Source organism: Streptomyces sp. NPDC002144 (assembly GCF_053593695.1).
Map to the genome: position 1 here is coordinate 154081 of NZ_JBSFDB010000017.1, position 23138 is coordinate 177218.

19 protein-coding genes and 1 pseudogene are annotated in these 23138 nt (G+C 71.3%); 7 read left to right on the forward strand and 13 right to left on the reverse strand.

All coding sequences use genetic code 11. From position 1 onward, the window contains the following. Positions 1–9 precede the first annotated feature (9 nt). Genes sbnB through ACWCQ1_RS25590 form a run of 4 tightly spaced genes read right to left on the reverse strand, consistent with a single transcriptional unit; the run spans position 10 to position 6675 of the window. Positions 10–1041, reverse strand: coding sequence for a 2,3-diaminopropionate biosynthesis protein SbnB (gene sbnB, locus ACWCQ1_RS25575; protein ID WP_358603192.1), 1032 nt, complete (start codon positions 1039–1041; stop codon positions 10–12). Then, positions 1038–2057, reverse strand: a complete 1020-nt coding sequence (locus tag ACWCQ1_RS25580) for a TauD/TfdA family dioxygenase (protein WP_451027461.1) — start codon at positions 2055–2057, stop codon at positions 1038–1040. Before ACWCQ1_RS25580 ends, sbnB begins: the two co-directional genes overlap by 4 nt. After that, positions 2054–4189 carry a non-ribosomal peptide synthetase gene (locus tag ACWCQ1_RS25585; RefSeq protein ID WP_451027462.1) on the reverse strand — a complete coding sequence of 712 codons (2136 nt, stop codon included), beginning with the start codon at positions 4187–4189 and terminating at the stop codon, positions 2054–2056. Before ACWCQ1_RS25585 ends, ACWCQ1_RS25580 begins: the two co-directional genes overlap by 4 nt. Positions 4190–4227: 38 nt before the next feature. After that, positions 4228–6675: a Pls/PosA family non-ribosomal peptide synthetase gene (locus tag ACWCQ1_RS25590; protein ID WP_451027463.1), complete on the reverse strand. Its 2448-nt coding sequence runs from the start codon at positions 6673–6675 to the stop codon at positions 4228–4230. 493 nt (positions 6676–7168) lie between these two features. On the opposite strand from ACWCQ1_RS25590, the gene ACWCQ1_RS25595 reads away from it, so the two are divergent. Then, positions 7169–8305: a YihY/virulence factor BrkB family protein gene (locus tag ACWCQ1_RS25595; RefSeq protein ID WP_133041666.1), complete on the forward strand. Its 1137-nt coding sequence runs from the start codon at positions 7169–7171 to the stop codon at positions 8303–8305. A 4-nt stretch (positions 8306–8309) separates the two neighbouring features. Here ACWCQ1_RS25595 and ACWCQ1_RS25600 read toward each other — a convergent pair whose 3' ends face one another. Then, positions 8310–9146: an NmrA family NAD(P)-binding protein gene (locus ACWCQ1_RS25600; RefSeq protein WP_451027464.1), complete on the reverse strand. Its 837-nt coding sequence runs from the start codon at positions 9144–9146 to the stop codon at positions 8310–8312. 81 nt (positions 9147–9227) lie between these two features. Between ACWCQ1_RS25600 and ACWCQ1_RS25605 the strand changes: the two genes are divergently transcribed. Next, entirely contained in the window at positions 9228–10166 is a 939-nt protein-coding gene (locus ACWCQ1_RS25605) for an AraC family transcriptional regulator (RefSeq protein ID WP_451027465.1), read from the forward strand. A gap of 162 nt (positions 10167–10328) precedes the next feature. Here the strand turns inward: ACWCQ1_RS25605 and ACWCQ1_RS25610 are convergent, their stop codons facing one another. Beyond that, positions 10329–11705: an IS1380 family transposase gene (locus ACWCQ1_RS25610; RefSeq protein WP_451027466.1), complete on the reverse strand. Its 1377-nt coding sequence runs from the start codon at positions 11703–11705 to the stop codon at positions 10329–10331. 159 nt (positions 11706–11864) lie between these two features. Here ACWCQ1_RS25610 and ACWCQ1_RS25615 point away from each other — a divergent pair, with 159 nt between their 5' ends. Continuing rightward, positions 11865–12545, forward strand: a complete 681-nt coding sequence (locus ACWCQ1_RS25615; RefSeq protein WP_451027467.1) for a helix-turn-helix domain-containing protein — start codon at positions 11865–11867, stop codon at positions 12543–12545. Here the strand turns inward: ACWCQ1_RS25615 and ACWCQ1_RS25620 are convergent. Then, on the reverse strand, positions 12534–12929 hold the full coding sequence (locus ACWCQ1_RS25620) for a VOC family protein (protein WP_133041670.1): 396 nt from the start codon (positions 12927–12929) through the stop codon (positions 12534–12536). The genes ACWCQ1_RS25615 and ACWCQ1_RS25620 overlap by 12 nt on opposite strands. Before the next feature lie 78 nt (positions 12930–13007). Continuing rightward, positions 13008–13640, reverse strand: coding sequence for a VOC family protein (locus ACWCQ1_RS25625; RefSeq protein WP_451027468.1), 633 nt, complete (start codon positions 13638–13640; stop codon positions 13008–13010). 61 nt (positions 13641–13701) lie between these two features. On the opposite strand from ACWCQ1_RS25625, the gene ACWCQ1_RS25630 reads away from it, so the two are divergent. Further along, positions 13702–14376 carry a hypothetical protein gene (locus ACWCQ1_RS25630; protein WP_451027469.1) on the forward strand — a complete coding sequence of 225 codons (675 nt, stop codon included), beginning with the start codon at positions 13702–13704 and terminating at the stop codon, positions 14374–14376. Here the strand turns inward: ACWCQ1_RS25630 and ACWCQ1_RS25635 are convergent, their stop codons facing one another. Next, positions 14377–15399, reverse strand: a complete 1023-nt coding sequence (locus ACWCQ1_RS25635) for a DUF5954 family protein (protein ID WP_451027470.1) — start codon at positions 15397–15399, stop codon at positions 14377–14379. 166 nt (positions 15400–15565) lie between these two features. Here ACWCQ1_RS25635 and ACWCQ1_RS25640 point away from each other — a divergent pair, with 166 nt between their 5' ends. Continuing rightward, positions 15566–16153, forward strand: a complete 588-nt coding sequence (locus ACWCQ1_RS25640) for a ThuA domain-containing protein (RefSeq protein ID WP_451027471.1) — start codon at positions 15566–15568, stop codon at positions 16151–16153. Here the strand turns inward: ACWCQ1_RS25640 and ACWCQ1_RS25645 are convergent. Next, complete coding sequence (locus ACWCQ1_RS25645; RefSeq protein ID WP_133041674.1) at positions 16129–16611, reverse strand: carboxymuconolactone decarboxylase family protein; 483 nt, start codon at positions 16609–16611, stop codon at positions 16129–16131. The two genes, ACWCQ1_RS25640 and ACWCQ1_RS25645, sit on opposite strands and share 25 nt — an antisense overlap. A gap of 230 nt (positions 16612–16841) precedes the next feature. After that, a complete protein-coding gene (locus ACWCQ1_RS25650; RefSeq protein WP_451027472.1) occupies positions 16842–17885 on the reverse strand; it encodes a LacI family DNA-binding transcriptional regulator in 1044 nt (347 codons plus the stop codon). Between the two features lie 279 nt (positions 17886–18164). Between ACWCQ1_RS25650 and ACWCQ1_RS25655 the strand changes: the two genes are divergently transcribed. Continuing rightward, a complete protein-coding gene (locus ACWCQ1_RS25655) occupies positions 18165–19748 on the forward strand; it encodes a carboxylesterase/lipase family protein (protein WP_358603154.1) in 1584 nt (527 codons plus the stop codon). Positions 19749–19920: 172 nt separating this feature from the next. Here the strand turns inward: ACWCQ1_RS25655 and mmuM are convergent, their stop codons facing one another. Both mmuM and ACWCQ1_RS25665 read right to left on the reverse strand, forming a co-directional pair. Continuing rightward, positions 19921–20847 carry a homocysteine S-methyltransferase gene (mmuM, locus tag ACWCQ1_RS25660; protein WP_451027481.1) on the reverse strand — a complete coding sequence of 309 codons (927 nt, stop codon included), beginning with the start codon at positions 20845–20847 and terminating at the stop codon, positions 19921–19923. Between the two features lie 317 nt (positions 20848–21164). Beyond that, positions 21165–21854 (reverse strand): annotated as a pseudogene (locus ACWCQ1_RS25665) (autotransporter); the annotation flags it as partial. 186 nt (positions 21855–22040) lie between these two features. Between ACWCQ1_RS25665 and ACWCQ1_RS25670 the strand changes: the two are divergent. Then, positions 22041–23138 (forward strand): glycoside hydrolase family 43 protein, encoded by a 1098-nt coding sequence (locus tag ACWCQ1_RS25670; protein WP_451027473.1) that lies wholly within the window; start codon positions 22041–22043, stop codon positions 23136–23138.

Consider the following 23138-nt stretch of genomic DNA (forward strand, 5'->3'; position numbering starts at 1 on the left):
CCGGGCCGGTCAGCCGTACCGGCGCAGCTCGTGGAAGAACCCCTCGACGACGTTGAGCCCGCCCCGACGGGCCACCTCGTCGTGGACGAACCTGCCGACCGCCAGGTCGAGCACCCCCAGTCCGAACGGCGAGAACACCACCGTCCGGTCGCCCGGGACGCTCGCCCGCCCGGTCAGCACGTCGTGGAGCGTGCCGTCCAGGAAGTCGCGGCCCCCGGTGAGCTGTTCGGCCAGGTGCGGCGAGGTCTGTGCCTTCAGGCAGTGCTCGACGTCGTCCACGTAGTTGGCCGAGTCGAGCAGGATCCTCGGGTCGAGGTCCCGCAGCGACACGTGCAGCACCAGCGGACGGTGCGCGAACCACGACGGGTCGTGGACGTGCGGCTCGGCGGCGACCGTCGCGAAGACCAGCAGGTCCGAGGCGCGGACCAGGGACTCGGCGTCCTCGTGCACACCGATCCTCCCCTTCGCGCCCGTCCGCTCCAGATAGCCGCGGAACCCCGCCGCGCTGCGCGAGGACACGTCGTACACGCCCGTCTCCTCGAACTCCCAGCCGGTGGCGGTGAGATGGGTGTGGATGTAGCGCGCGATCAGGCCGGTTCCCACGAAGCCCACCCGCGTCGGCCGCGGTCGGCTCCGGCTCAGCCGGTCGGCCGCGAGCGCGGCCGAGGCGGCCGTGCGGGTGGCGCTGATGACCGAGCTCTCCAGACAGGCGAACGGGTAACCGGTTTCGGGATCGTTGAGGATCAGCACCGCCGAGGCGCGCGGCAGACCGGACCGCGTGTTGTCCGGGAAACTGGAGATCCATTTCAGTCCGTCCACCCGCAGCGGTCCGCCCAGCGAGGCGGGCAGCGCGATGATCCGGGACGCCGGACGGTCCGGGAAGCGCAGGAAGTACGACGGCGGGTTCACCGACTCGCCCGCCCCGTGCAGCAGGTACACGGCTTCGACGAGCTCGGCGATGTCGGACTCCCGCCCGTGCAGGGCCTGCTGGACCTGCTCACCGGAGATGACGGAGAAGGACGGTGCGGTGGCGGCGGTCATACGGTCCTCACCTCGAAAGCCGGCGCGCAGTCGGTCAGCCGTACGGGATCGCCGAGCGCGGCCAGCACCTCGCGCGGGCCCTCGAAGGGCTCCCGGCCGTGCGCCGTGCGGATGTTGTCGACGAGCAGCAGATCGCCGGACCGCCACGGCTCGCGCAGGGTGTGCGCCTCGTACACCTCGTTGATGGCGCGTACGACGCCCTCGTCGAGCGGATCGCCGTTGCCGTGGCGGGTGTTGAAGGGCAGCCCGTCAGGGCCGTACACGTCGACCAGGTACTCGCGCACCTCGGGGTCCATGGTCCACTCGTTGAGGAAGGCGATCTGGTTGAACCAGCAGCGCCGGCCGTCGGCCGGGTGCCGGACCACCGCGGCGCGGTGCTGCCGGGTGCGCAGGGAGCCGTCGTCCTGCCAGGCGAACTCGATGGCGTGGGCGCGGCAGTGGCGTTCGACCGCGGCCCGCTCGTCGGTGCCGAAGGCCTCCTCGACCGTGGCGCCGATCTCGTCGTTGTACGTCCGGGTCAGCAGCCAGCCCTCGCGCGCGAACCGTTCGGTCAGCTCGGCGGGCAGCGCCTGAAGCACGGCCGGTCCGTCGGCGAGGGCGGTGGCCCCGCCCGACTCCGGCGCCTCCAGGCAGGCGAAGAGCAGCAGACCCGGGAACTCGAGGGAGTAGCTGAGCTCGTGGTGCATGCACATCTGCTGGTTGGGCGGCCACTTGGAGGAGGAGTACACGCCGTCCCCGTAGGAACGTCGGGGCGCGAACGGCTCACGGTCGGCCATCAGGGCGTCGGTGAGCTGCCGGAACACCGCCCCAACGGCGGCCGGTTCGGTCAGGCCGAGCCCGCGGACCATCAGGCTGCCGTGCTCGGCGACCGCGGCACGCAGCGCGTCACGGTGTTCGGCGGCCCAACTCGCCACGCCCGTCTCGGGCTTGGCGTTCTCGGGCTCGGCGTGCAGAAGCGGTGGGCGGCCGGGGGCTGTGTCGATGTCGGGCGAAAGAGCCGGGTACACGTGCGTCATTGCACCTGTTCCTTTCCGTGGCGCTGGTCCAGCAGGCCCGCCAGGTCGGCGAGGACCGGGTGGCGGGTGACGTCGTCGATGGTGACCGCCCGGTCCAGGGCGATCGCGAGCTTCACGGCGGACAGCGAGGTGCCGCCGCGGTCGAAGAAGTGGTCCCGGCGGCCGATCCGGTCCGCGGGAATGCCGAGCACCTGGGCCCAGGCGGCGGCCATGCGCCGCTCCCCGGGGCTGTCCGGGCCGGGGGCGTCACCGTCCGGCCGCCGGTCCGTGGAGGCCTCGCGGTCCAGTCGCCCGGCAAGACGGTCGAGGGCCTTGCGGTCGGTCTTGCCGTTGCCGGTCAGGGGCAGCCGCTCCCGCCAGTGCACGACCGCCGGCACCATGTACTCCGGCAGCGACTCGGCCAGCCGAGCCCGCACCCGATCGGCGTCCACCGGCTCCGGGCCCGTGCAGAACGCCACCAGCCGCGCGCCCCCCACGACGACCACCGCGCCGTCGCGCACCCCGTCCACCCGCAGCAGCGCGTTCTCGATCTCGCCGATCTCCACCCGGAATCCGCGCACCTTGACCTGGCTGTCCCGGCGCCCGAGGAACTCCAGCTTCCCGTCCGGCCGCCAGCGCCCGTGATCCCCGCTGCGGTACAGCCGTTCGCCGGGCCGGTACGGGTCGTCGGTGAAGGCCGCCTTGGTCCGCTCGGGGTCGTTGACGTACCCGCGGCCCACGCAGACCCCGGAGAAGACGATCTCGCCGGGCGCGCCCAGCGGCACGGGCACCAGGTCCTCGTCGACGACGTAGACGCGGACGTTCGCGATCGGCCGCCCGAGCGGCACCCGGGGTCCGTCCGGCGCCCGGTCCATCACCTCGTGGTTGGTGTCGTCCGAAGTCTCGGTCAGGCCATAGGCGTTGACCAGCCGGATGCCGGGCTCGACGGTGAACCAGCGCTCGACCAGCTCCCGCTTCACCGCCTCCCCGGTCACCGAAACGCAGCGCAGGTCCGGCAGTTCGCGCGGCCGCTGCTCCACCTCGGCCAGCACCGCCTCCAGATACGACGGCACGACCTGCAGCACGTTCACCCGGCCCCGCGCGATCGTGTCCACGAACCGCGGCACGTCGAGGATCGTCTCCTGCCCGACGATCAGCGTCCGCCCGCCGACCAGCAGCGCGGAGACCAGCTGCCACAGGGAGATGTCGAAGCACTGCGGCGCGGTCTGCGCGACCGTCCGCCCGGCGCCGACGCCCAGGTCGGCGATCTTCGCGAGGACGTGGTTGACGAACCCGGCGTGCTCGCACATCGCGCCCTTGGGCTCACCGGTGGAGCCCGACGTGAAGTAGATGTAGGCGAGCTGGCCGGCGGTGACGGGCAGGCCGAGGTCGCGCTCGGAGTGCCCCTCGCCGTACGCCATGTCCACGAACAGCTTCCGGACGCGCCCGCCCACCCGGGTGTCGCTGCCGTGCTCGGTGAGGACCAGGGCGCACTCCGCCCGCTCCAGGGTCCGCGCGATCCGGTCGGCCGGGAAGTGCGGCTCGACGGGCAGATAGACACCGCCCGCCTTCAGGACGCCGAGCACGGCCGCCGCCCAGTCCAGGTTCCGCTCCATCACCACGGCGACCACGCCCTCGTGCCGCAGGCCCCGGGCGAGCAGCGCCCGCGCTATGCGGTTGGCACGGGAGTTCAACTCGCCGTACGTCCAGCGCCGGCCGTCCTCGACGACGGCCACCGCGTCCGGGTGCAGCGCCGCCCGCTCCTCGAACAGCTCGTGCACCCGCCGGTCCGGCAGCTGGCGGCGAGGACCCGCCAGCTCGTCCAGCTGGAAGCGGAGTTCCTCCTCGGAGAGCAGGGTGGGCCGGTGCGGGTCGGTGAGCGCGGTGAGGTGGTATCCGGCGACACGGGCGGCGGCCGTGGCGTCGAGAAGGTCGGTGCGGTAGCGCAGCCGCAGGGTGCGGCCCTGGAGGCCGACCTGCACACCGGGGTCGGCGAGGGCCGGTGCTCCGCGTTCGCCGGAGAGTTCGGCGAGCACCCTGAGGTGGGCGGCCGCGAGGGCCGACGGATCGCTCGGCACACTCTCCGGCAGTGCGATGTCGTACTCCGCGACGCCCGGTACCGGCTCGAGCGTCCAGCGCGGGATGATGTCCATGGATCTTGTTCCCCCTGTTTTCTTTCCTTGCCGTCCGGTCAGCCGTGCCGTGGCGCGACCGCCGGGTTTCCGCCCCACCGCGCCCCGGCCGGCATCTCCTCGCCCTTCATCAGGAAGGAGTCGGGCGCGAGGACGGCCCCGTCGCCCATGGACACGCCGTAGTGCACGAGCGCTCCGGTGCCGAGCGTGCAGCCGGCCGCGATGGTGATGTGGTCGGACTTGAAGGTGCCGTCCTCCTGGGAGTGGGCCTGCACCTTGGTGTGCGCGGCGAGCGTGCAGTCGTCGCCGATCGCGGCGAGGGAGCGCTCGGTGATGTAGCAGCCGTCGTCGAAGACCCGCCGTCCGAGCCGGACCCCCAGCGCCCGCCAGACGAGGTTCTTGAACGGTGTCCCGTTGAAGACGGCCAGATGGTTGTCGGGCACCTTCCAGAGCCGTTCGTGCCACCAGAAGTACGGGTCGTAGATCGAGCACAGCTTCGGCGTCAGCGGCCGGAACCGGCCGATCAGCCGCTCCACGAGCACGTAGTAACCGGTACTGAAAGCGAGTCCGACGATCAGGGACGCACCGATCAGCAGGCCGCCGGCCGTGCCGTGGGTGCCGTACAGGTCGAAGGCGGCGAAGCCGATCACGCCGAGCACGAACCAGTCCAGCCAGCGCAGAAACAGGAACAGGCCCATGGAACGGAGGTTGAACCGGTTCTTCAGGGCGAGCCGGCGGTGCAGTTCGGCCCCCTCGCGCAGATGGTCGAAGCGGCTGTCGCGCTCCACCGAGCGCGGGATCTCGAAACAGGGGGAGCCCAGCAGGCCCACCCCCTGACGGATCTCGCCGTCCAGCGGGACCATCACCTTGGTCGCCAGCAGGCAGTTCTCGCCGGTGCGGCCGCCGCTGGGGTAGGCGATGTTGTTCCCGAGGAAGTTGTGCCCTCCGATCGTCGCGCGTGAGACACGGAACGACGTGCCGGAGAAGTCGGCGTTCACGATCGACAGCCCGTCGGCGACCATGGTGCCGCTGCCCACGGTGGCCAGGTAGGGCGTCTCGTGCTGCACCTCCGTGCCGAAGTTGGAGCCGGTCTGCTCCACCCGCGAGAGGTCGTAACCGATGGCGCGCAGGTAGGGGACGATGTACGAGCTGTCGCCGCACAGCCACGTGAAGAACTTGATGTTGGTGACGCGGGCGATGCCACGCTGCACGGAGTAGTGGAAACCGTAGAGCGGATAGACCCGGTCGGGGCGCAGCAGCGGGCTCAGGGCCCGCGGCAGCAGGGACACGGCGGCGAGACCGAGGACCAGGTAGCCGGCGTAGGCGGCGAGCGACAGGCCCAGTGCCTCGCCGTAGAAGCGCGCCGTGGTCAGGTCCTGGGAGCTGGGGTCGAGCAGGGCGCCCAGGGCGGGGACCGCGGTCAGCAGCAGGTAGCTCCCGCCCACCGCAAGCGGGACGTAGAGCAGCAGCGTCCGCAGCAGGCCGGCCAGTGCGTAGACCGCGCGACGCGCGGCGGAGCAGGGGGCCGGCGGCACGCGGACGTAGTCCACGTCGGTGGGCTGGGCGGGGGAGCCGTGCCACCGCTCGCCCGGCGGGACCGCCGTGCCGTCGTACAGGGCGGAGGAGTGGCCGAGCTGGGCGCCGTCGCCCATCGTCGTGCCGATCTCCAGGACGGTCTTCTCGCCGACGTACACCTCGCTGCCGAGCGTCACCCGGCCCGTGCGGATGCGTCCGGCACGGGCCTGGTAACAGAGGTAGAAAGCGTCCTTACGGATCACCGAACCGGCGCCGACCGTCAGCAGGTCGGTGCAGACCGGCACCGAGCGGGACAGGATCGTGACGCCCCTGCCGATCCTCGCGCCGAGGGCGCGCAGATAGAGGACGTACAGCGGGCTGCCGGTGAACAGGATCATCGGGCTGGCGTGCAGCAGCGCCTTCACCGTCCACAAACGCACATAGGTGAGGCTCCAGACCGGGAAATCGGTCTCCTTCCACCGCCCCACCAGCAGCCATTTCGCGGCCACCGGCAGCAGGCACGCCCCCGCGAACACCGCCGCGCCGAACACCAGCGAGCGGACATAGACGTCCACCACCCCGTCCACGGCGGAGATCCACTCGTAGCCCCGGCTCAGGACCACCCCGGCGAGCAGGCAGTACCCGGCGAAGAACAGGAACTGCAGGGTGCCGCACAGGAGGTAGCGCGGAGTGCTGCCCGGCAGGGGCGCCTCGGCTTCCGCTTCGGCCTCGGCAAGGGCGGGGGCGGGTGCGGGCACGGTGTCGAGGGCCGCCGCGAGCCTGCGGATCGTGGGATGGCCGTACACGTCCTTCATCGACACCGACGGCAGGTCCGGCCGTTTGCGGACCCGGGCGCAGAAGTGCGCCATGACCAGGGAGTTGGCTCCGAGATCGTCGAAGAAGTGACTGTCGACGGGGATGTGTTCCCTGCGCACGACACCCGCCAGCACCTCGGCCAGGACGTTTTCGGTGACGGTCTCGAGTTTTCCCACCACGAGCGCTCCTTACGGTTTTACATGCCTTACGCCTTTTGCGGCTCGCTCGGTTCCCATGGGAATTTCCCGGAGAGGAGTACGGTGTCGTCCCGCCCGCCGTTCACGACAGGGTCCGAATTGGTGCGGAAGTGAAATGAGTGGTCAGATGAAAGGAATGAGTTTTGTTCGTGACCACTGATGTCCCCCGTGTCGTGTGCGCCTGAGCCGTCCTCGGCATGCACAACGAATACGGTCCGAATTGTTTCGGAAAGTTCATGCACGCTTCAAGAGGGTTCGGGTCATTGGCGACTTCCGGACCTGGTGGAAAGGTCGATCAACGGGGCGACGTGTGCGGTTTACAAAGACGGCGGAATGATGGGGGAACAATCCGGCCAACGCGGACATGACAGAAAAAGGGTGATCTGTCGCCGATCGGTTTCCGGCGTGTTGCCGGTGCGAACCCCGGGGCCAGGGGATGAGTGGACCCGCGCACGGCGGATACCGTTAGGTCGTGCAGCCAGCAAGTGAACCTTCCGAGCGGCCCTCCGGCCGCCTCCACCGGGCGCGTGCCCTCTACCGGAACGTCTCCAAGCGCCGGACCGCCTGGCTGCTGCTCAAGGACACCGTCAACTCCTGCATGGAGTACCGCATCCTGGGCCTCGCGGCGGAGGCCGCGTTCTTCACGCTGCTGTCCGTTCCGCCGCTGCTGCTCAGCCTCATCGGCCTGCTCGGCTACGTCGACGACTGGACCGGCACCGACACCATCAGCAGCCTCCAGAGCAACATCCTGGACGCCTCCCGCACCGTGCTCTCCGACAAGGGCGTCACCGAGATCGCCCAGCCGATCCTGCACGACGTGGTCAGGGGCGGCCGCCCCGACGTCATCTCGGTCGGTTTCCTCTTCGCCCTGTGGTCGGGATCGCGCGCGGTGAACGTCTTCATCGACACCATCACCGTGATGTACGGCCTCGACGGGGTGCGCGGAATCGTCAAGACCCGGGTGATGTCGTTCCTGCTGTTCATCGTGGGCCTGGTGATCGGCTCGATCGCGCTGCCGCTGATGGTGGCGGGTCCCGACGCCGTCGTACGCATCGTGCCCTGGTCGGAGACGCTGGTGCAGGTCCTGTACTGGCCCGTCGTCATCGTCCTGTCGATCGTTTTCCTCACCACGCTCTACCACGTGTCCGTGCCCGTGCGCTCCCCCTGGATCGAGGACGTGCCCGGCTCCCTGGTGGCACTGGCCATGTGGGTGCTGGGCAGTTTCCTGCTGCGCATCTACATCACGCACACCATCGAGGGAGCCACCATCTACGGCTCCCTCGCAGCCTCCGTCGCCGTGCTGCTGTGGATCGGCGTGGGCGCCTTCGCGGTGCTCGTCGGGGCCGCGGTCAACGCGGCGATCGACCGGGTCTGGCCGGCCGCCGCGACGGCCGCGGCCCGCGCCGCCAACGAACGCCTGCGCGAGGCACAGCTGGCCGAGCACGTGGCCCGTACGGCCGCGGGCCTGGAGAGCGACCCCGACGACCCCGACATGCCCTCGGAGTTCCCCGAGCGCTGGTCGCGGTTCCTGCCGCCCGAGGACGTCACCTCACGTCTGCGCACCCACGTCAAGAGCACCCACCCGCCGCACAAGCCCGAAGGGTCCTGAGCGCTCACACCTTCCAGGTGCCCGCCGCCGCTGCCTCCCCGGCGAAGTCCGCGAAGTCGCGCGGCTCGCGCCCCAGCACCCGCTGGACCCCGTCCGACAGATACGAGTTCCGCCCGTCCAGCAGCGACTCGAACAGTTCGACCAGGAACTCGACCTCCTCCGGCGGCACCCCGAACCCGGCCAGACGCGCGCCGTAATCCCGCGCCGGCACCGCCCGGTACGACAGCTCGCGCCCCGCCGCCCGCGCGACCTCCGCGACCGCCTCCCCGAAGGTCAGCAGCCGCGGCCCGGAAACGGCCAGGGCCTGCCCCACGTACCGCTCACCCGCCGTCAGCGCCGCCACCACCACCTCCGCGACATCGCGCACGTCCACGAACGGCTCGCGCACCTCACCCCCCGGAAAGACCAGCTCCCCGCTCTGCCGCAGCTCCTCGGCCGGCGGCCCCTCGCTGAAGTTCTGCGCGAACCACGCGGCCCGTACGACCGTCCAGTCCGCCCCCGACTCCCGCAGCGCCTCCTCGGTGGGCCGGGCCCGCTCCTCGCCCCGCGCCGACAGCAGCACCAGCCTGCGCACACCGAGCCCGACCGCCTCGTGCGCGAACAGCCCGACGTTCCGCGCCGCCTCGGGCGAACCGACGTCGGCCGGGCAGACGAGATACGCCGCGTCCGCGCCCCGCAGCGTGTCCGCCCACGTCGACCGCTCCGTCCAGTCGAACCCCTGCGCCCGTGAGGCCGCCCGCACGGTCAGCCCCGCGGCCAGCGCGGCCTCGGCCACGCGCCGTCCCGTACGACCGGCGGCACCGGTCACCACAACCGTCGTGTTCCGCGAGTTCTGTGTCATGGCAGCCAGTGAACTGCCCCGCCCGACGAGCGACCATCGCTGAACGGCTCATTCCCATGTGCCCGCGTCTACGCTGACCGCATGGACGCTCTCGCCGGCCTGCTGGAAGGCCCACGCGCGCGTGGCGCCTTCATGATCCGTGCCTGTTTCGACCCGCCGTGGGCCGTTCGTGTCGAGGACCGCGCTCCGCTCACGGTGATGCTGATGGTCCGCGGCGACGCCTGGATCACACCCGAGGAAGGCAATCCCCTGCGGCTGCGGGCGGGCGACCTCGCCATCGCCCGCGGACCGGACCCGTACACCTGCGGCGACGACCCCGCCACGGAGCCGCAGGCGCTGATCCTGCCGGGCGCCGAGTGCTTCTACCCCGACGGGCGGCCGCTGAACGGCTCCATGGACCTGGGCGTGCGCACCTGGGGCGACCGTCCCGACGGGGCGGCGGTGATGCTGATCGGGACGTATCTGATGCGCGGCGAGATCAGCGGGCGGCTGCTGGCCGCACTGCCGCCGCTGCTCTCGCTCACCGCCGACGTGTGGGAGTGCCCGCTGACGCCACTGCTGATGCAGGAGGTCGTACGGGACGAGCCGGGGCAGGAGGTGGTCCTGGACCGCCTGCTCGACCTGCTGGTCATCGCCGCGCTCCGCGCGTGGTTCTCCCGGCCGGACGCCCAGGCCCCCGCCTGGTACCGGGCACTGGCGGACCCGGTGGTCGGGCGGGTGCTGCGACTCGTGCAGGACGATCCCGCCCATCCGTGGACAGTGGCCTCGCTGGCGGCGAAGGCCGGGGTGTCACGGGCGGGGCTCGCCCGGCGGTTCGGCGAGCTGGTGGGGGAGCCGGTGATGGCCTACCTCACGGGGTGGCGGCTCGCCCTGGCGGCGGACGCGCTGCGCGACGGCGACGGAACGCTGGAGGCGATCGCCCGGCGGGTGGGCTACGGCAGCGCGTTCGCCCTGTCCAGCGCGTTCAAGAGGGTTTACGGGGTGAGCCCGGCGGAGTTCCGGCAGCGGGTTTCCCCTTAGCCTCGATCTTGCATGGCGGTCCGCCGACGGAGTCGGTGGACCGTTTTGCTTTCGGTGACTGATGTCGGGCAGGACGACAGCCCGAGTGTCGCGTCGGGTGGGCGCCGGGTTCCACTGCTTCGGGTGGGGTAACGCTGCTCGCAGGACAGGGAAGGCTGCTGGTCAGCCGGGGCTCGGTAGGAGTGCGAGTCGTGCGAGGGCTTCTGTGATCTTGCCGGCCCAGGGCCAGTGGGCCGCGAGGCGGAGGATGCGGCGCCGGCCGGTGGTGACGAGCTGGGCGGCCGCGGAGAACAGGCGGAACCGGAGACGGCGGGGTTCCCAGCGTCGGGCCCTGCCGGTCAGGGCGAGCATGGGCATCCAGGCCAGCAGGTCGAGAGCGAGCTGGACGGTCTCCAGCCACACCCTGTTCTGCGCGGTGTCGTGCAGGGGAAGGTTCCGCAAGCCCGTCGCGCGGGCAGCTCGGATGCGGTCCTCGGCCCGGGCTCGCAGCCGGTGGCGGAACTCGAGTTCGGCGATGGGACGACCGGCGGTGTTGGTGGCGAAGCAGGTGATCCGCATGCCGTCCGCATCCGTGATCCTCAACTGGGCGCCGGGATGCGGCCGTTCCTTCCGGACGATCAGCCGCATGCCCTTCGGCCAGCCCTCAAGGATGTCGCCGGTGAGTTCGGCGACCCAGGCCCCGTCGCGGACCTCGCCGCCCGTCTCGACTGCCGGCGTCCAGGCCGACGCCGGGATCTTCAGCACATGCTGGTGGATGGCCTCGGTGATCATCATGCCGACCGAGTAGGACAGCCAGCGGCCGCGCTGGGCGAGCCAGGCGACGAACTCGTGGGTGCCGCCGCCGGAGTCGCAGCGGATCAAGGTCTGCCGGCCGCGCCGGTACTTCTTGGGCAGCTGGGCGAGGGCGAGTTGTGCGGCGGTGATGTGGTCGGTGGCGGTGTTCGAGCCCGCGTTGCCCGGCCGTAGAAGGGAGGCGACAGGTTCACCAGTGCCACCGGGGCCGTGGTCGACGAAGCCCATCAGGGGGTGGTGGCCGTAGGTCTTCTTCCAGGTCGGGGCGGCGTCCTGCTTGTCCGAGTGGGCGATGACCAGCACTCCGTCCAGATCCACGGTCACCTGCCCACCGGCGTCCGGAGCCCGGTCGCGGGCCAACGCCCAGACGCGGGAACGGACTTCGGACCGGGCTTTGCGGATGGCGACCAGTGCCTTCTCACCCGAGGCGGCAAGGGTGTCGACCAGGCGTGAGACCGTCGGGTCGGAGGCGACCGGACCGAACACGGCCGGCTCGGCCCGCAGCATCGCGATGTCGGCGAGACAGTCCCCGCCGAGTGCGACCGCCAGCGCGAGGTCCAGGAGGATCTTGCCGGGGTCGTGGACGGCCCGCGGTTTGCGCCACGGAGCGAGCGCTGCGGACAACGCCCGGTCGAGACCGGTCTTGCGGACCGTTTCGACCAGCAGGACCGAGCCAGCCTGAGAGACGACCTGACGGCCGTCACCCTGGACACGCACACGGGGATAGGAACCTATAGGCTGCTTCACCTGGAAAGTGCCTCTGGTTTCAGCGGGAACAAGGACCTCGACAATCCCCATTCTTGCTGGTCAGGGGCACTTTCAACTGAGCTGATCACCTGCTGGACAGCCCGCTTCATGAAAGCACGAGGTTAGAGGCGCGGATCGCGAGCGCGTAGGCTGATCCCCATGTACCGGGAGAGGTCGTCTTCGTTCAGTGGGGCGGTTCTCTGGACGAATACCCCGTCCGAGGCCGGCGTGGGACGCGTGCTGCCCGACGGATGTATGGATCTGCTCTGGCACGAGGGACGGATATGGGTCGCGGGAGCCGATACCCGCGCCTATGTCACCGAGGGTTCCGCCGGAATATGGTCGGGAATCCGTTTCTACCCCGGCACCGCACCCGCTCTACTCGGCGTACCCGCGCATGAATTGCGCGACCGGCGCGTTGAACTCGCCGATCTGCGCCCCCTTTCCGAGGTTCGTCGGCTCACCGACCTGGTTAATGCGGCCGATGACCCCGAAAACGGTCTCGAAAAACTCGCCCGGAGCATGGCGGCGGACAAAGAACCGCCCGATCCGCTGCTACGGCACCTCGTCATCGCCCTCGACGCGGGACGGCCCGTAGCCGCCGTCGCCGATGAACTCGGCTTCGGCGCACGGCAGTTGCATCGACGGGCGCTGACCGCCTTCGGATACGGACCCAAGACCCTCGGGCGGGTGCTGCGCCTGCAGCGGGCCCTGAAGCTCGCCCGGCGAGGCGTGCCGTTCGCGGAGACGGCCGCACTCGCCGGGTTCGCGGACCAGGCCCATCTGGCGCGGGACGTACGGGAGTTGGCGGGACTGCCGCTCGGTGAGCTACTGGGGTAGCCGGGCGAACAGGTCGACGCCGTTGCCGTCCGGGTCGTGGACGACCGCGTACCGCATGCCCCAGAACGCGTCCCACGGCTTGAGTTCGCCGTGGTGACCCGCGCCGACGAGGTCCTCGTACAGAGCGTCCACCTCGGCCGGTGACCCGCACCGGAAGGCGAGCGAGATCCGGCCGCCGCCGCTGGGCGGCCGCCATCCGGCGTGGAAGGAGCGGATGGTCTCCTCGGTGTCCAGGGCGAGGGTCAGCCCACCGGGCAGCCCGGCCTCGACATGGGGCTGCTCCTCGGCACCCTCCGGGAAGACGAGGCCGAGGCGACGGTAGAAGGCGAGCGAGGCCGCCATGTCGGAGGCGACCACGCCGATCACGGCGAAATGTGGAGTCATGGGGTCACCGTAGGCAGCGGGGGCGCCGACGGTCTTGAAGGAATCGGACACCGTGGGGGGCGGCTCACGGCTCACGGCTCACGCGAACGTGACCGGGCCGAGGGGTGTGTCCACCGTGAAGGTGATGCCCAACGGGCCCTGGATAAGCGGGAGTTCGGTGTTGAGAGCGGAGAGCAGCGGGCGGATCTCGTCCGGGTCGGGGGCGCTGGCGGACAGCTCCAGCAGGGGAGCGGTGGGCAGGTCCGTGGCGGTCGGGTGGACGGACGACCCCCAGTCGATCAGGAACGGCACCAGGCCTGAGGGGTGCTGGGTGTCGCCGTCGGTCAGGCGCCACCGCAAAAGGGTGCCGTCGGGGCGGCGACGGCTCATCGGGCGGATGTCACCGGGGTCGTAGCCCCGGGCCCGGGCCGCGGCCACCGCCGCGTCCAGGTCGGGCGGGCTGATGGCCCAGGTCACCGTCCGGGCCGAGGCCAGCTCGTCGACCGCGAACGGGCGGGGGCCGTCCGGCCGCATCTGCTCGGGATCCGGGCCGATGATCTCCAGATAGCGCGAACCACCCAACGACACGAGGTGGTTGCGGGTGCCCCGCCCGACGTGCGCACCGCCGGGAGCGGGCTCCACACCGGTGCGCTCGGTGAAGTCGGCGACGGTCGCCGCCAGATCGGGGGTCGCGAGGACGAGGTGGTCCAGATGTGCGGGGATGGCGTTCATCGCAGCCGACACTACGCAGCACCGGCTCCGCTGTGGAACACCTGTGCGGCAGGATGGGGGCATGATCCGAGCCTGGCGCACCGTGCGCGTCCTGCCGCCGCTGCTGTTGTTGCCCGCGCTGCTGCTGACCGGCTGCGGCACCGAGAAGGCGTCGGCCGGCACCGGACCCGGCGGCGGCACCTCGACCGCGGCCGCCGACCCGGCCGAACTCGCCTCGCGCGCAAAGGCGTTGGGCATCGCCCCGGAACTCGTCTACGTCACCGAGTCCCCCGGCTACACCCTCGCCCAGCAGTCCGTGGGCGTGTCCGGCGACGACGGCTTCTCCGCCGCCTACTGGTCGCAGCGGACCGGCACCCAGTTCGAACTCCGCGTCGACCGGATCACGTTCACCTCCGGCACCTGTGCCGAGCAGCCGGTCGGCGGCAGTGACGCGTCCGCGGGCCGCACGAAGTGCACGCGCGACGGGGACGACTGGTACCGCACCGCCGGGTCCTGGCACGGCTACGCGGTGCCGAAGCAGGGCTACACCATCCTGCTCAGCGGCTCCGGCGTACCGCGCGACACCCTGCGCGAGGCCGCCCTCGCCGTCCACCGGCCCACCGCCGCCGAACTCGACGGTCTGCTGCCGCCCGCCCCCGCACCCGGCGCGACCACCTCGGAGCCGGTCAGACGTGGCGACCTGCCGCCGAACGGCGACGGAGCACCCGACAACAGCGTTCCCTGCGAAGGCTGTTGATCAGTCGTCGTAGGTGAGGTTGCCGTTCTCGTCCATCGACGGATGCATCTTCATGGGGCCGTACTCGTCCACATCCGAAGGGCGCGGCGGCTCCGGGCCGTCCGGTCCCATCCGCATCAGGCGCTCGATGCGGCAGATCCTGAACAGCCGGTCGTCGACGAGGAACTCGTCGGCGCGGCCGAGGGCCCGGAACTCCTCGGCCGCCTCGGCGTAACGGGCCTTCTTGGCCTCGTCGAACCCGAACAGCAGCGCCCAGGTCTCGGCCATGCCGTCGTAGAGCATCCGCCGGGCGGCGTGCGGGGTGGTCACGAGCGTGCCGCGCGGCTGCCAGCCGCCGTCGGCGTCCCGCTCGACCACACCGAAGCCCGTGGGCAGCAGCACCAGGTCGGGGTGGGTGGTCACGGACCGCTCGGAGTCCGTGATCACCTCGCCGGGGAAGCGGTCGCCGACGTAGACGAAGTTCCGCAGCCCCAGCCGCAGCGCACCGGCGGCCGGGCCGTCGGCGCGCTCCGGGTCGAGCACGAACCCGACCTCCCGCGACGAGGTGTCCCGCCCCTCACGCCCCCAGGACCGCACCAGCGGCTCGCGGTCGGTGGGCCGCGGCGGTTCCAGCCCCTCGTCACCGGCCCGGGTGAACTCGTCCCCGCGCACCACGCGGTAGCGCACCCCGCACACCTCGATCTCGTTCACCGACTCCCGCGTCAACACGTCGACCGCGGCCAGCAGTTCACGGCGCTCGACGCGGTCGTCGGTTTCGTCCTTGGCGCGGAAGAAGAGATACGACTGCAGCCCGTCCCGCGCCACCTGCGGCATCCCGTCCACCACCGGCTTCAGCACCCGCCACTCGGGTCCGGCCGCCGGATCCCGCACCGCCACCCCGAACACCGGTCCGCGCAGGGCGAAGTGCGGATACCGCAGCGAGGCCTCCATCGCGTCGTGCTCCCGCACCCAGGCCGCGGGGTCGTCACGACGGACCAGTTCCTCGTGGAGCGCGTCGATCTGTTGCCGCCAGTCGTCATTCATGCACGCATTGTCGCGGGGGCGGGTCCCGGCCTGAGGACGAAACGGCCCAACTAGTCGCTTTGTTGCGCGGGTTCACCGGTTCTGCAGGAGAATTGCGCGTCGATCCGCGCGGCGGTCCGCGGACCGCCGGTGTGTTCCTGAGGGTTCGCCAACGCGGGAGCCGTCGATGCGCCTGCCGACGAGGAACGATGTCGACGCGGCCGTCGTCTTCCTCTCCACCAGCGGTGACGTGCTCACCCCGGCGGGACGGGAGCGACTCTCGGGGTACGTGGAGTCGGGCGGCGGTTTCGTCGGGGTGCACGCCGCGGCCTGCACGGAGTACGAATGGCCCTACTACGGCGAACTGTTGGGCGCCCGGTTCGACCGGCACCCGGAGTATCAGCCGGGAAAGGCCGTGGTCGAGGACCGCGACCATCCAGCGACCCGACACCTGCCCGCCGTATGGGAGTTCACGGACGAGTGGTACGACTTCCGCGCCAATCCCCGCGGTTCGGCACGCATCCTCGTCCGCGCCGACGAGTCGGCGTACCACGGCGGCGGCATGGGCGACGACCACCCGCTGGTCTGGTGCCGTGAGCAGGGCGCCGGGCGGGTCTTCTACACGGCGCTGGGGCATGCCGCGGAGGCGTACGACGACACCGGTTTCCGCGCCCATCTGCTGGGCGGCATCGAGTGGGCGGCGCGGCGGGCCTGGCAACGCCGGCGGCCCCCGCGAGCCGCCGGCGCGCGTCAGCCGAACATGCCGGGCTCGTAGTCGCCGGCCGGCTGCTGGACGATGACGTTCAGCCGGTTGTAGGCGTTGATGAGGGCGATGACCGACACCAGGGCGGCCAGCTGGTCCTCGTCGTAGTGCTTGGCGGCGTTCGCCCAGGCCTCGTCCGTGACCCCGCCCGCCGCGTCCGCGATCCGGGTGCCCTGCTCCACGAGTTCCAGGGCGGCGCGCTCGGCCTCGGTGAAGACCTTCGCCTCCCGCCAGGCCGCCACCAGGTGGAGGCGCTGCGCGGTCTCACCCGCCGCGGCCGCGTCCTTGGAGTGCATGTCGGTGCAGAACGCGCAGCCGTTGATCTGGCTGGCGCGCAGCTTGACCAGCTCCTGGGTCGCGGCCGGCAGCGTCGACTCCGACAGCGCCTTGCCTGCCGCGTTGAGACTCCTGAGGACCTTGCCGGCGACCGGGTCGCTGAACATGCTCTGCAGGTTCAAGCGAGCTTCCATGATGAACTCCCTCTGCCGTTTCGGTGGTTACACCTCGTTGACGGGGTGGGGAGGCTTGGTGTGACAGCGGGGAGTGTGACGTGCGTCTCTCGCTCGAGGGGCAGTGCTATGTCACATAGCACCGGGCGGGCGGAACAGTGGGATGTGGCATGCCGCTGACATGAGACATGCCGCTGACAGTTAGGTCCCAGTGCTATGTGACATACCACCATCCCCCCCGCGCCGCTCCCTCACCCGCGCGGCCCCGCCGTACTGGCCCGTTCCACCAGCCGTGTCGACAGTTCCGTGCGCGTGCTCTCCGGGCGGTCGCCCTCCATCATGCGGACCAGCAGGTGCAGGGCCGTCGCCGCCATCTCCGCCAGCGGCTGGCGGACGGTGGTGAGGGCGGGACTGGCCCACCGGGACTCGGGGAGATCGTCGAAGCCGACCACGCTGATGTCGTCCGGCACCCGCAGACCGCGCTCGGCGAGCGCCCCGTACACACCCAGCGCCATGCGGTCCGAGCAGACGAACACCGCCGTCGGCGGCTCGCGCAGGTCGAGCAGGTCGAGCATGCGCCGGTGCGCGAGCGCCTCGTCGAAACCGGCGTGCCGGACGTACTCGGGACGGTGGCGCACCCCGGCCGACGCGAGCGCGGAGCGGTAGCCGGCCACCCGCGCGCTGCCGCACATCCTGCGGTGCCGGCCGGCGATCACGCCGATCCGCTCATGTCCGAGGGAGAGCAGGTGTTCGGTCGCCGTCACCCCGCCCTGCCAGTTCGCCGCGCCCACCGACACCACACCCGCGGGCGGTTCGAGCACCGGGTCGATCAGCACGTACGGGATGCGGTGCTGGTCCAGCCAGGCGTACTGGGACGGCGTCAGTTCGGTCAGATTGAACAGCACCCCGGACGAGCCGCGCGCGACGAGCTTGTCCAGCCAGCCCCGCTCCGGGCGCCCGCTCCTCGTGCGGGTGAGCCCCGCCGAGACCACGACCTCCAGCCCGGCGTCGTGCGCCGCGGCCTCCACGCCGTGCAGTACCGCGCCCGACGAGGAACTGTCCAGCGTGTGCACGACCAGGTCGACCAGGCCCGGTACCTTCGCCGCGTCGAAACGGGGTCTGCGGACATAGCCGAGCCGGTCCAGCGCCTCGGTCACCCGGCGGCGTGTCTCCGGCGCCACGTCCTCCCGGCCGTTGACCACCTTGGAAGCCGTCGGCACGGACACCCCCGCCTCGCGGGCCACCACGGCCAGCGTCGGGCCGACGGCCACGCTCGCACTCCCGGTACGGACCATCGGGGACCACCTCTCCGGCCCGCCCGAGGGCCATGGAAAGTTTCGACCAACACGAAAGCAGTAAGCGCTTCCCACCCTAGGTTCGCCGGGTGAGCACGGGAAGAGGCGGGACTTCGCAAGGTCTCTACGGCCCCGGGCTTTCGAAACTTCGAACGTAACGGCGGCTTCTGTGGCGTTGCCGAGCAACCGCCGAACAGCGCTCTGCGCCGGAATATCACCGCAATCTGTGGTGCTCTGTTGTTACCGGTGCAGTAGCACGGTGAGGAGGCTGGTGGGCACATGACGGCAGCAGTCCAGGAACATCCCGTGGTCAGCACTCCCTACGGAGCGGTCCGCGGCCGGTACGAGCACGGGATCGCGGTGTTCCGCGGCATCCCCTACGCCGCGCCGCCCTTCGGCCCGCACCGGTTCCGGCCACCCGTCCCTCCCGAGCCGTGGGACGGGGTGCGGGACGCCGGCGCGTTCGGGCCCACCCCGCCGAAACCGCCGTATTCCGAGGCCTTCGAGAAGTACCTGTCCGACCCCGTCGTGCCGGGCGACGACTGCCTCAACCTCAACGTGTGGACCCCCGAGCCGGGCCCGGGCGCCCGGCTCCCGGTGCTGGTGTGGCTGCACGGCGGCGCCCTGACCAGGGGTTCCTCCGCCGTCCCGGTCTACGACGGCCGTACCTTCGCACGCGACGGAGTTGTCCTCGTCTCGGTGAACTACCGACTGGGAGTCGAGGGCTACGGCTTGTTCCCGGACACCCCTGCCAACCCCGGCCTGCGCGACCAGCTCGCCGCCCTCAGGTGGGTGCACGAGTCGATCGCGGCGTTCGGCGGCGACCCCGACCGCATCACCCTGGCCGGGCAGTCCGCGGGGGCGATCAGCATCGGCGCCCTTCTCGCCGCCCCGCAGGCGCAGGGCCTGGTACGCCGGGCGGTCCTGCAGAGCGGGCCGCCGGAGGCGTTCGAGCGGGACAAGGTACGGCGGATGGTGCGCCGCGTGGCCACCCGGCTGAAGATCCCCGCCACCGCCGCCGCCTTCGCCGAGGTCGACCGTGACCTGTTGCTGCGCACCCAGGCCGAGGTCGGCAAACTGAGCAGTCCGGTGCTCGGCGGCCCCTCCTTCGGCATCGTCGTCGACGGCGACCTCGTACCGTGCGACCCCCTGGAGGCGCTCGTCGACGGCGGCGCGGCACGAGGCGTCGACCTGATGCTGGGCTGGACCAGCGAGGAGTACCGCCTCTGGCTCGTCCCCGGAGGCCTGCTGGAACGCGTCGACCGGCTCGGCGCCGTCGCCCTCGCCGGCGCGATGGCCCGCTGCCACTGCGGCACCGAGGTGCCCCGCGGTTACCGCGCCCTCCACCCGGAGGCCGGCACCGCCGAGACAGTCGGCCAGATGGTCACCGACCACCTGCTGCGCATCCCGATGCACCACCTGGCCGACGCCCGCCCCGAGGCGTCGTACGTCTACGAGTTCGCCTGGCCCTCCAACCTCCCCGGCCTCGGTTCCTGCCACGCGCTGGAGCTCGGCTTCGTCTTCGACAGCGGCGACGTGCCCGAATCGCGCAAGCTGGCGGGCGAGGGCGCGCCGCAGGAGCTGGCCGACGCGATGCACGGCGCGTGGGTGCGCTTCGCCACGGACGGCGACCCGGGCTGGCAGCGCTGGGACGCCACCCATCCGGTACGGATCTTCGACGCGGGCGAGCCGCGCACCGCCCTCGGCCCGCGCGACGCCGAGCTGGCCCTGTGGGCGGCCGCCGAGCCCCCGCCCCCGGAGCCCGTGACCGCGGGCGCGTCCGACGGCGCGCCCCTGCGCACCGTGGAACTGCGCTCGGCGGTCCGCCGCCTGCGCCGCTCGGCCGCCTCACGACGACACTGACGCTTCGGCCTGGTGCGGGGGCGCCGCGACCGTTTTCGTCACGCCGCCGGCGCTACGGCGGTGGGGTGTGCTACGGCACCGCCGCGCTTCGGCGGTAGGACGCTATGGCGCTGCGGCGCCGCATCCGACGCAGACGTCGCCGGCGCCCGGCGCCCGCGCAGGCGCCCCTGGCTCAGGCCCCGGCGCCGCTCAACGCCCCGGCGATCCCGGCGATGGCCTCCGGCCCCACCCGGCAGCACCCGCCGATCAGCCGTGCCCCGGACGCCCGCCACCCCGCGACCTCCTCCGGCGTGAAGGACGACCGCCCCGTCCACGACCGGGCCTCGGCATCCCACGCCTCCCCGCTGTTGGGATAGACGACGACGGGCTTGCCGGTGACCCGGGCGGCGATCTCGATCGCGCCGTCGACGTCGCCGGGTGCGCAGCAGTTCACCCCCACCGCGACGATCTCCTCCGCCTCGGCCGCCAGGGCGAACGCCTCCTCCAACGGCTGCCCGGCGCGGGTTCGGTCGCCGTCCACGGTGTACGACAGCCAGGCCGGCACCCCCAGCCCCCGTACCGCCCGTACCAGCGCCCGCGCCTCGTCCGCGTCCGGAACCGTTTCCAGCGCGAGCACATCGGGGCGGGCCCCGGCGAGCACCTCCAGCCGGGGCCGGTGGAAGGCCTCCAGCTCGGCCACGCTCAGCCCGTACCGCCCCCGGTACTCGGAACCGTCCGCCAGCATCGCCCCGTACGGTCCCACGGAGGCGGCGACCCACAGCGGCCGCGTCACCCCCTTCGCCTGTGCCTGCCGGGCCGCCTCGCGCGCCAACTCCACGCTCAGCGCGATGAGTTCGGCCGCTCGTTGCTGGTCGATGCCGCGCTTGGCGAAGCCCTCGAAGGTGGCCTGGTAGCTGGAGGTGATGACCACGTCCGCGCCGGCCTCGAAGTAGGCGAGATGTGCCTCGGTGATGGCCTCGGGCCGCTCCGCGAGCAGCCGGGCCGACCACAGCTCGTCGCTCAGGTCGTGCCCGGCGGACTCGAGCTGGTTGGACATGCCGCCGTCGAGCACGACGGGGCCGGCGGCGAGGGCCGCGGCGAGGGTGGTGTCGCTGGTCATGCCCTTGACGGTAGTCGAGGCGGAACCGGAACCCACAGCCGATTGTGTCCACTCCGAGCGGACCGCGGGCGCATGCCCGGCGGAGTTCACGGCGGACAGGACGACATCGTTGCCGTCGCCGCCCCGGTAGCTGATCCGATACGTCGTGTCGGCGAGTTCGAGCCGTGCCCCTTCCTTCAGGCCTGCGAACGTGCCGACGGTCTTCGACTTCCCCGTGTTCTCCAGCACCGTGATCTCCCGGGCGGGAGCGGACCCGGCTGCCGCAACATCCAGGTCCCCGGCGAGCCGGACGTCCCCGCCCACCTTCAACGGCCGCAGGACCCCTGGTTGAGGATGGCGTGCGCGTTGGGCAGGGCGACCGGGTACTCGGGGCGGCCGACCGCCATCCCGGTGCCGTTGTCGATGACCCCGGAGAAGGGGTTGGTCCCGGCGAGGTCGAGCGTGCCCCACATGTTCCGGGGCTGGGTGACCAGGCCCGAGCCGCTGATCGTGCCGATGGTGAAGGTCCGCGTCAGCGACAGCCGTAGGGTGCCGTCCACCCGGACGTTGAGCTGGTTGAGCTGATAGCCGGGCGTGTTGTACGGGAAGTGACCGATCAGACCGGTTCCCCCGCCCGTGCCGTACTGCAGGGTCGCCCCGCGCTCCACGGTGATCGCCGGCGGGTCGGGGGTGCAGACCGTCGTGTACGGGTGGTTGCCGCCCTGGGTCCGCACGACCTGCCGTTGCCGTGACCGGGGGAGTGAGAAGTCGCTGTCCCCGGTGAGGACCAGCGTCCCGCCGCCGCGCACGGTGAGCGTGCCCTCGCCGCGGAACACACCGTCGTACGTCGTCGCACCGGACGGGACGGTGACCACCGTGTCGCCGGTGAGGGTGACGTCCCGGTCGGCGAGGACGTCGGCGGTGACATCACGGGTTCCGGCGGCCGAGGCGGGGGCCGCCGTGGAGAGCAGGGCGGCGATCGCCACCAGCGCTCCGACGGCGGCTGTCTTGTGGGTATGGCTGTGCACACGAGTGGAGACGCCCGGGACGGGGCGGCGATAACGGAAAATCGTGCGCTCCGGCGGGCCGTGTTGAAAGCGCTTCCTGTCCGTCGCGTCAGACCCGTTGACCTCCCCGTTCCACACCCTTACCTTTTCGGCGTTCGTCATGACAGATGTTGTTTGACATCTCGAACACCCCGAGAGGCAAGCCGTATGAGCCGCGATGACGACCTGCCCGCAGGCCCCCATCCCCCCACCCGCCGACTGATGCTGAAGGGAGCCGCCCTGGCCGCGGGCGCCCTCGCGGCAACCCCCACCCCGGCCACCGCCGCGCCGAACGGGAAGGCCGCCCCGTTCGTGAACCCGCTCGTCCGGCAGCGCGCAGACCCGTACATCCACCGCCACGCCGACGGCTCCTACTACTTCACGGCGACGGTCCCCGAGTACGACCGGATCGTCCTGCGCCGTTCCCGCACCCTCGACGGGCTCCCGACGGCCGCCGAGTCGGTCATCTGGACCAGGCACGCCACCGGTGCGATGGGCGCGCACATCTGGGCGCCGGAGATCCACCGCATCGGCGGCAAGTGGTACGTCTACTTCGCCTCCGCGCCCGCCGAGAGCGTCTGGGACATCCGCATCTGGGTCCTGGAGAACGCCGATCCCGATCCGTTCAAGGGAACCTGGGTGGAGAAGGGGCAGGTGAGAACGGCCTGGGAGACCTTCTCCCTCGACGCCACCACCTTCAGCCACCGCGGGACGCGCTATCTCGTCTGGGCCCAGCACGAGCCCGGCATGGACAACAACACCGCCCTGTGGCTGTCCCGGATGGCCAACCCCTGGACCCTGACAGGGCCCCAAGTCAGGTTGTCCACACCGGAGTTCGACTGGGAGTGCGTCGGCTACAAGGTCAACGAGGGCCCGGCCGTCCTCGCCCGCAACGGCCGGCTCTTCCTGTCCTACTCGGCGTCCGCCACCGACCACCACTACTGCATGGGCCTGCTGACGGCCGACGCGCACGCCGACCTCATGGACCCCGCGAACTGGTCCAAGTCCCCGGTCCCGGTCTTCACCAGCAACGACACGACGAAGCAGTACGGCCCCGGCCACAACTGCTTCACCGTCGCCGAGGACGGCCACAGCGACGTGCTCGTCTACCACGCGCGCCAGTACAAGGAGATCACCGGCGACCCCCTGAACGACCCCAACCGCCACACCCGGATCCAGCGGCTCGGCTGGAACCCGGACGGCACCCCCCACTTCGGCATCCCCGTGGCCGACACGGCGGCCGACTCCGTGAAGGAGAGTGCGTGA

Excerpts from the sequence above, each read along its gene's own strand:
- sbnB (WP_358603192.1), bottom strand. The coding sequence starts at position 1,041 with ATGACCGCCGCCACCGCACCGTCCTTCTCCGTCATCTCCGGTGAGCAG.
- ACWCQ1_RS25580 (WP_451027461.1), bottom strand. The coding sequence starts at position 2,057 with ATGACGCACGTGTACCCGGCTCTTTCGCCCGACATCGACACAGCCCCC.
- ACWCQ1_RS25585 (WP_451027462.1), bottom strand. The coding sequence starts at position 4,189 with ATGGACATCATCCCGCGCTGGACGCTCGAGCCGGTACCGGGCGTCGCG.
- ACWCQ1_RS25600 (WP_451027464.1), bottom strand. The coding sequence starts at position 9,146 with ATGACACAGAACTCGCGGAACACGACGGTTGTGGTGACCGGTGCCGCC.
- ACWCQ1_RS25605 (WP_451027465.1), top strand. The coding sequence starts at position 9,228 with ATGGACGCTCTCGCCGGCCTGCTGGAAGGCCCACGCGCGCGTGGCGCC.
- ACWCQ1_RS25615 (WP_451027467.1), top strand. The coding sequence starts at position 11,865 with ATGTACCGGGAGAGGTCGTCTTCGTTCAGTGGGGCGGTTCTCTGGACG.
- ACWCQ1_RS25620 (WP_133041670.1), bottom strand. The coding sequence starts at position 12,929 with ATGACTCCACATTTCGCCGTGATCGGCGTGGTCGCCTCCGACATGGCG.
- ACWCQ1_RS25625 (WP_451027468.1), bottom strand. The coding sequence starts at position 13,640 with ATGAACGCCATCCCCGCACATCTGGACCACCTCGTCCTCGCGACCCCC.
- ACWCQ1_RS25630 (WP_451027469.1), top strand. The coding sequence starts at position 13,702 with ATGATCCGAGCCTGGCGCACCGTGCGCGTCCTGCCGCCGCTGCTGTTG.
- ACWCQ1_RS25635 (WP_451027470.1), bottom strand. The coding sequence starts at position 15,399 with ATGAATGACGACTGGCGGCAACAGATCGACGCGCTCCACGAGGAACTG.
- ACWCQ1_RS25640 (WP_451027471.1), top strand. The coding sequence starts at position 15,566 with ATGCGCCTGCCGACGAGGAACGATGTCGACGCGGCCGTCGTCTTCCTC.
- ACWCQ1_RS25645 (WP_133041674.1), bottom strand. The coding sequence starts at position 16,611 with ATGGAAGCTCGCTTGAACCTGCAGAGCATGTTCAGCGACCCGGTCGCC.
- ACWCQ1_RS25650 (WP_451027472.1), bottom strand. The coding sequence starts at position 17,885 with ATGGTCCGTACCGGGAGTGCGAGCGTGGCCGTCGGCCCGACGCTGGCC.
- ACWCQ1_RS25655 (WP_358603154.1), top strand. The coding sequence starts at position 18,165 with ATGACGGCAGCAGTCCAGGAACATCCCGTGGTCAGCACTCCCTACGGA.
- mmuM (WP_451027481.1), bottom strand. The coding sequence starts at position 20,847 with ATGACCAGCGACACCACCCTCGCCGCGGCCCTCGCCGCCGGCCCCGTC.
- ACWCQ1_RS25670 (WP_451027473.1), top strand. The coding sequence starts at position 22,041 with ATGAGCCGCGATGACGACCTGCCCGCAGGCCCCCATCCCCCCACCCGC.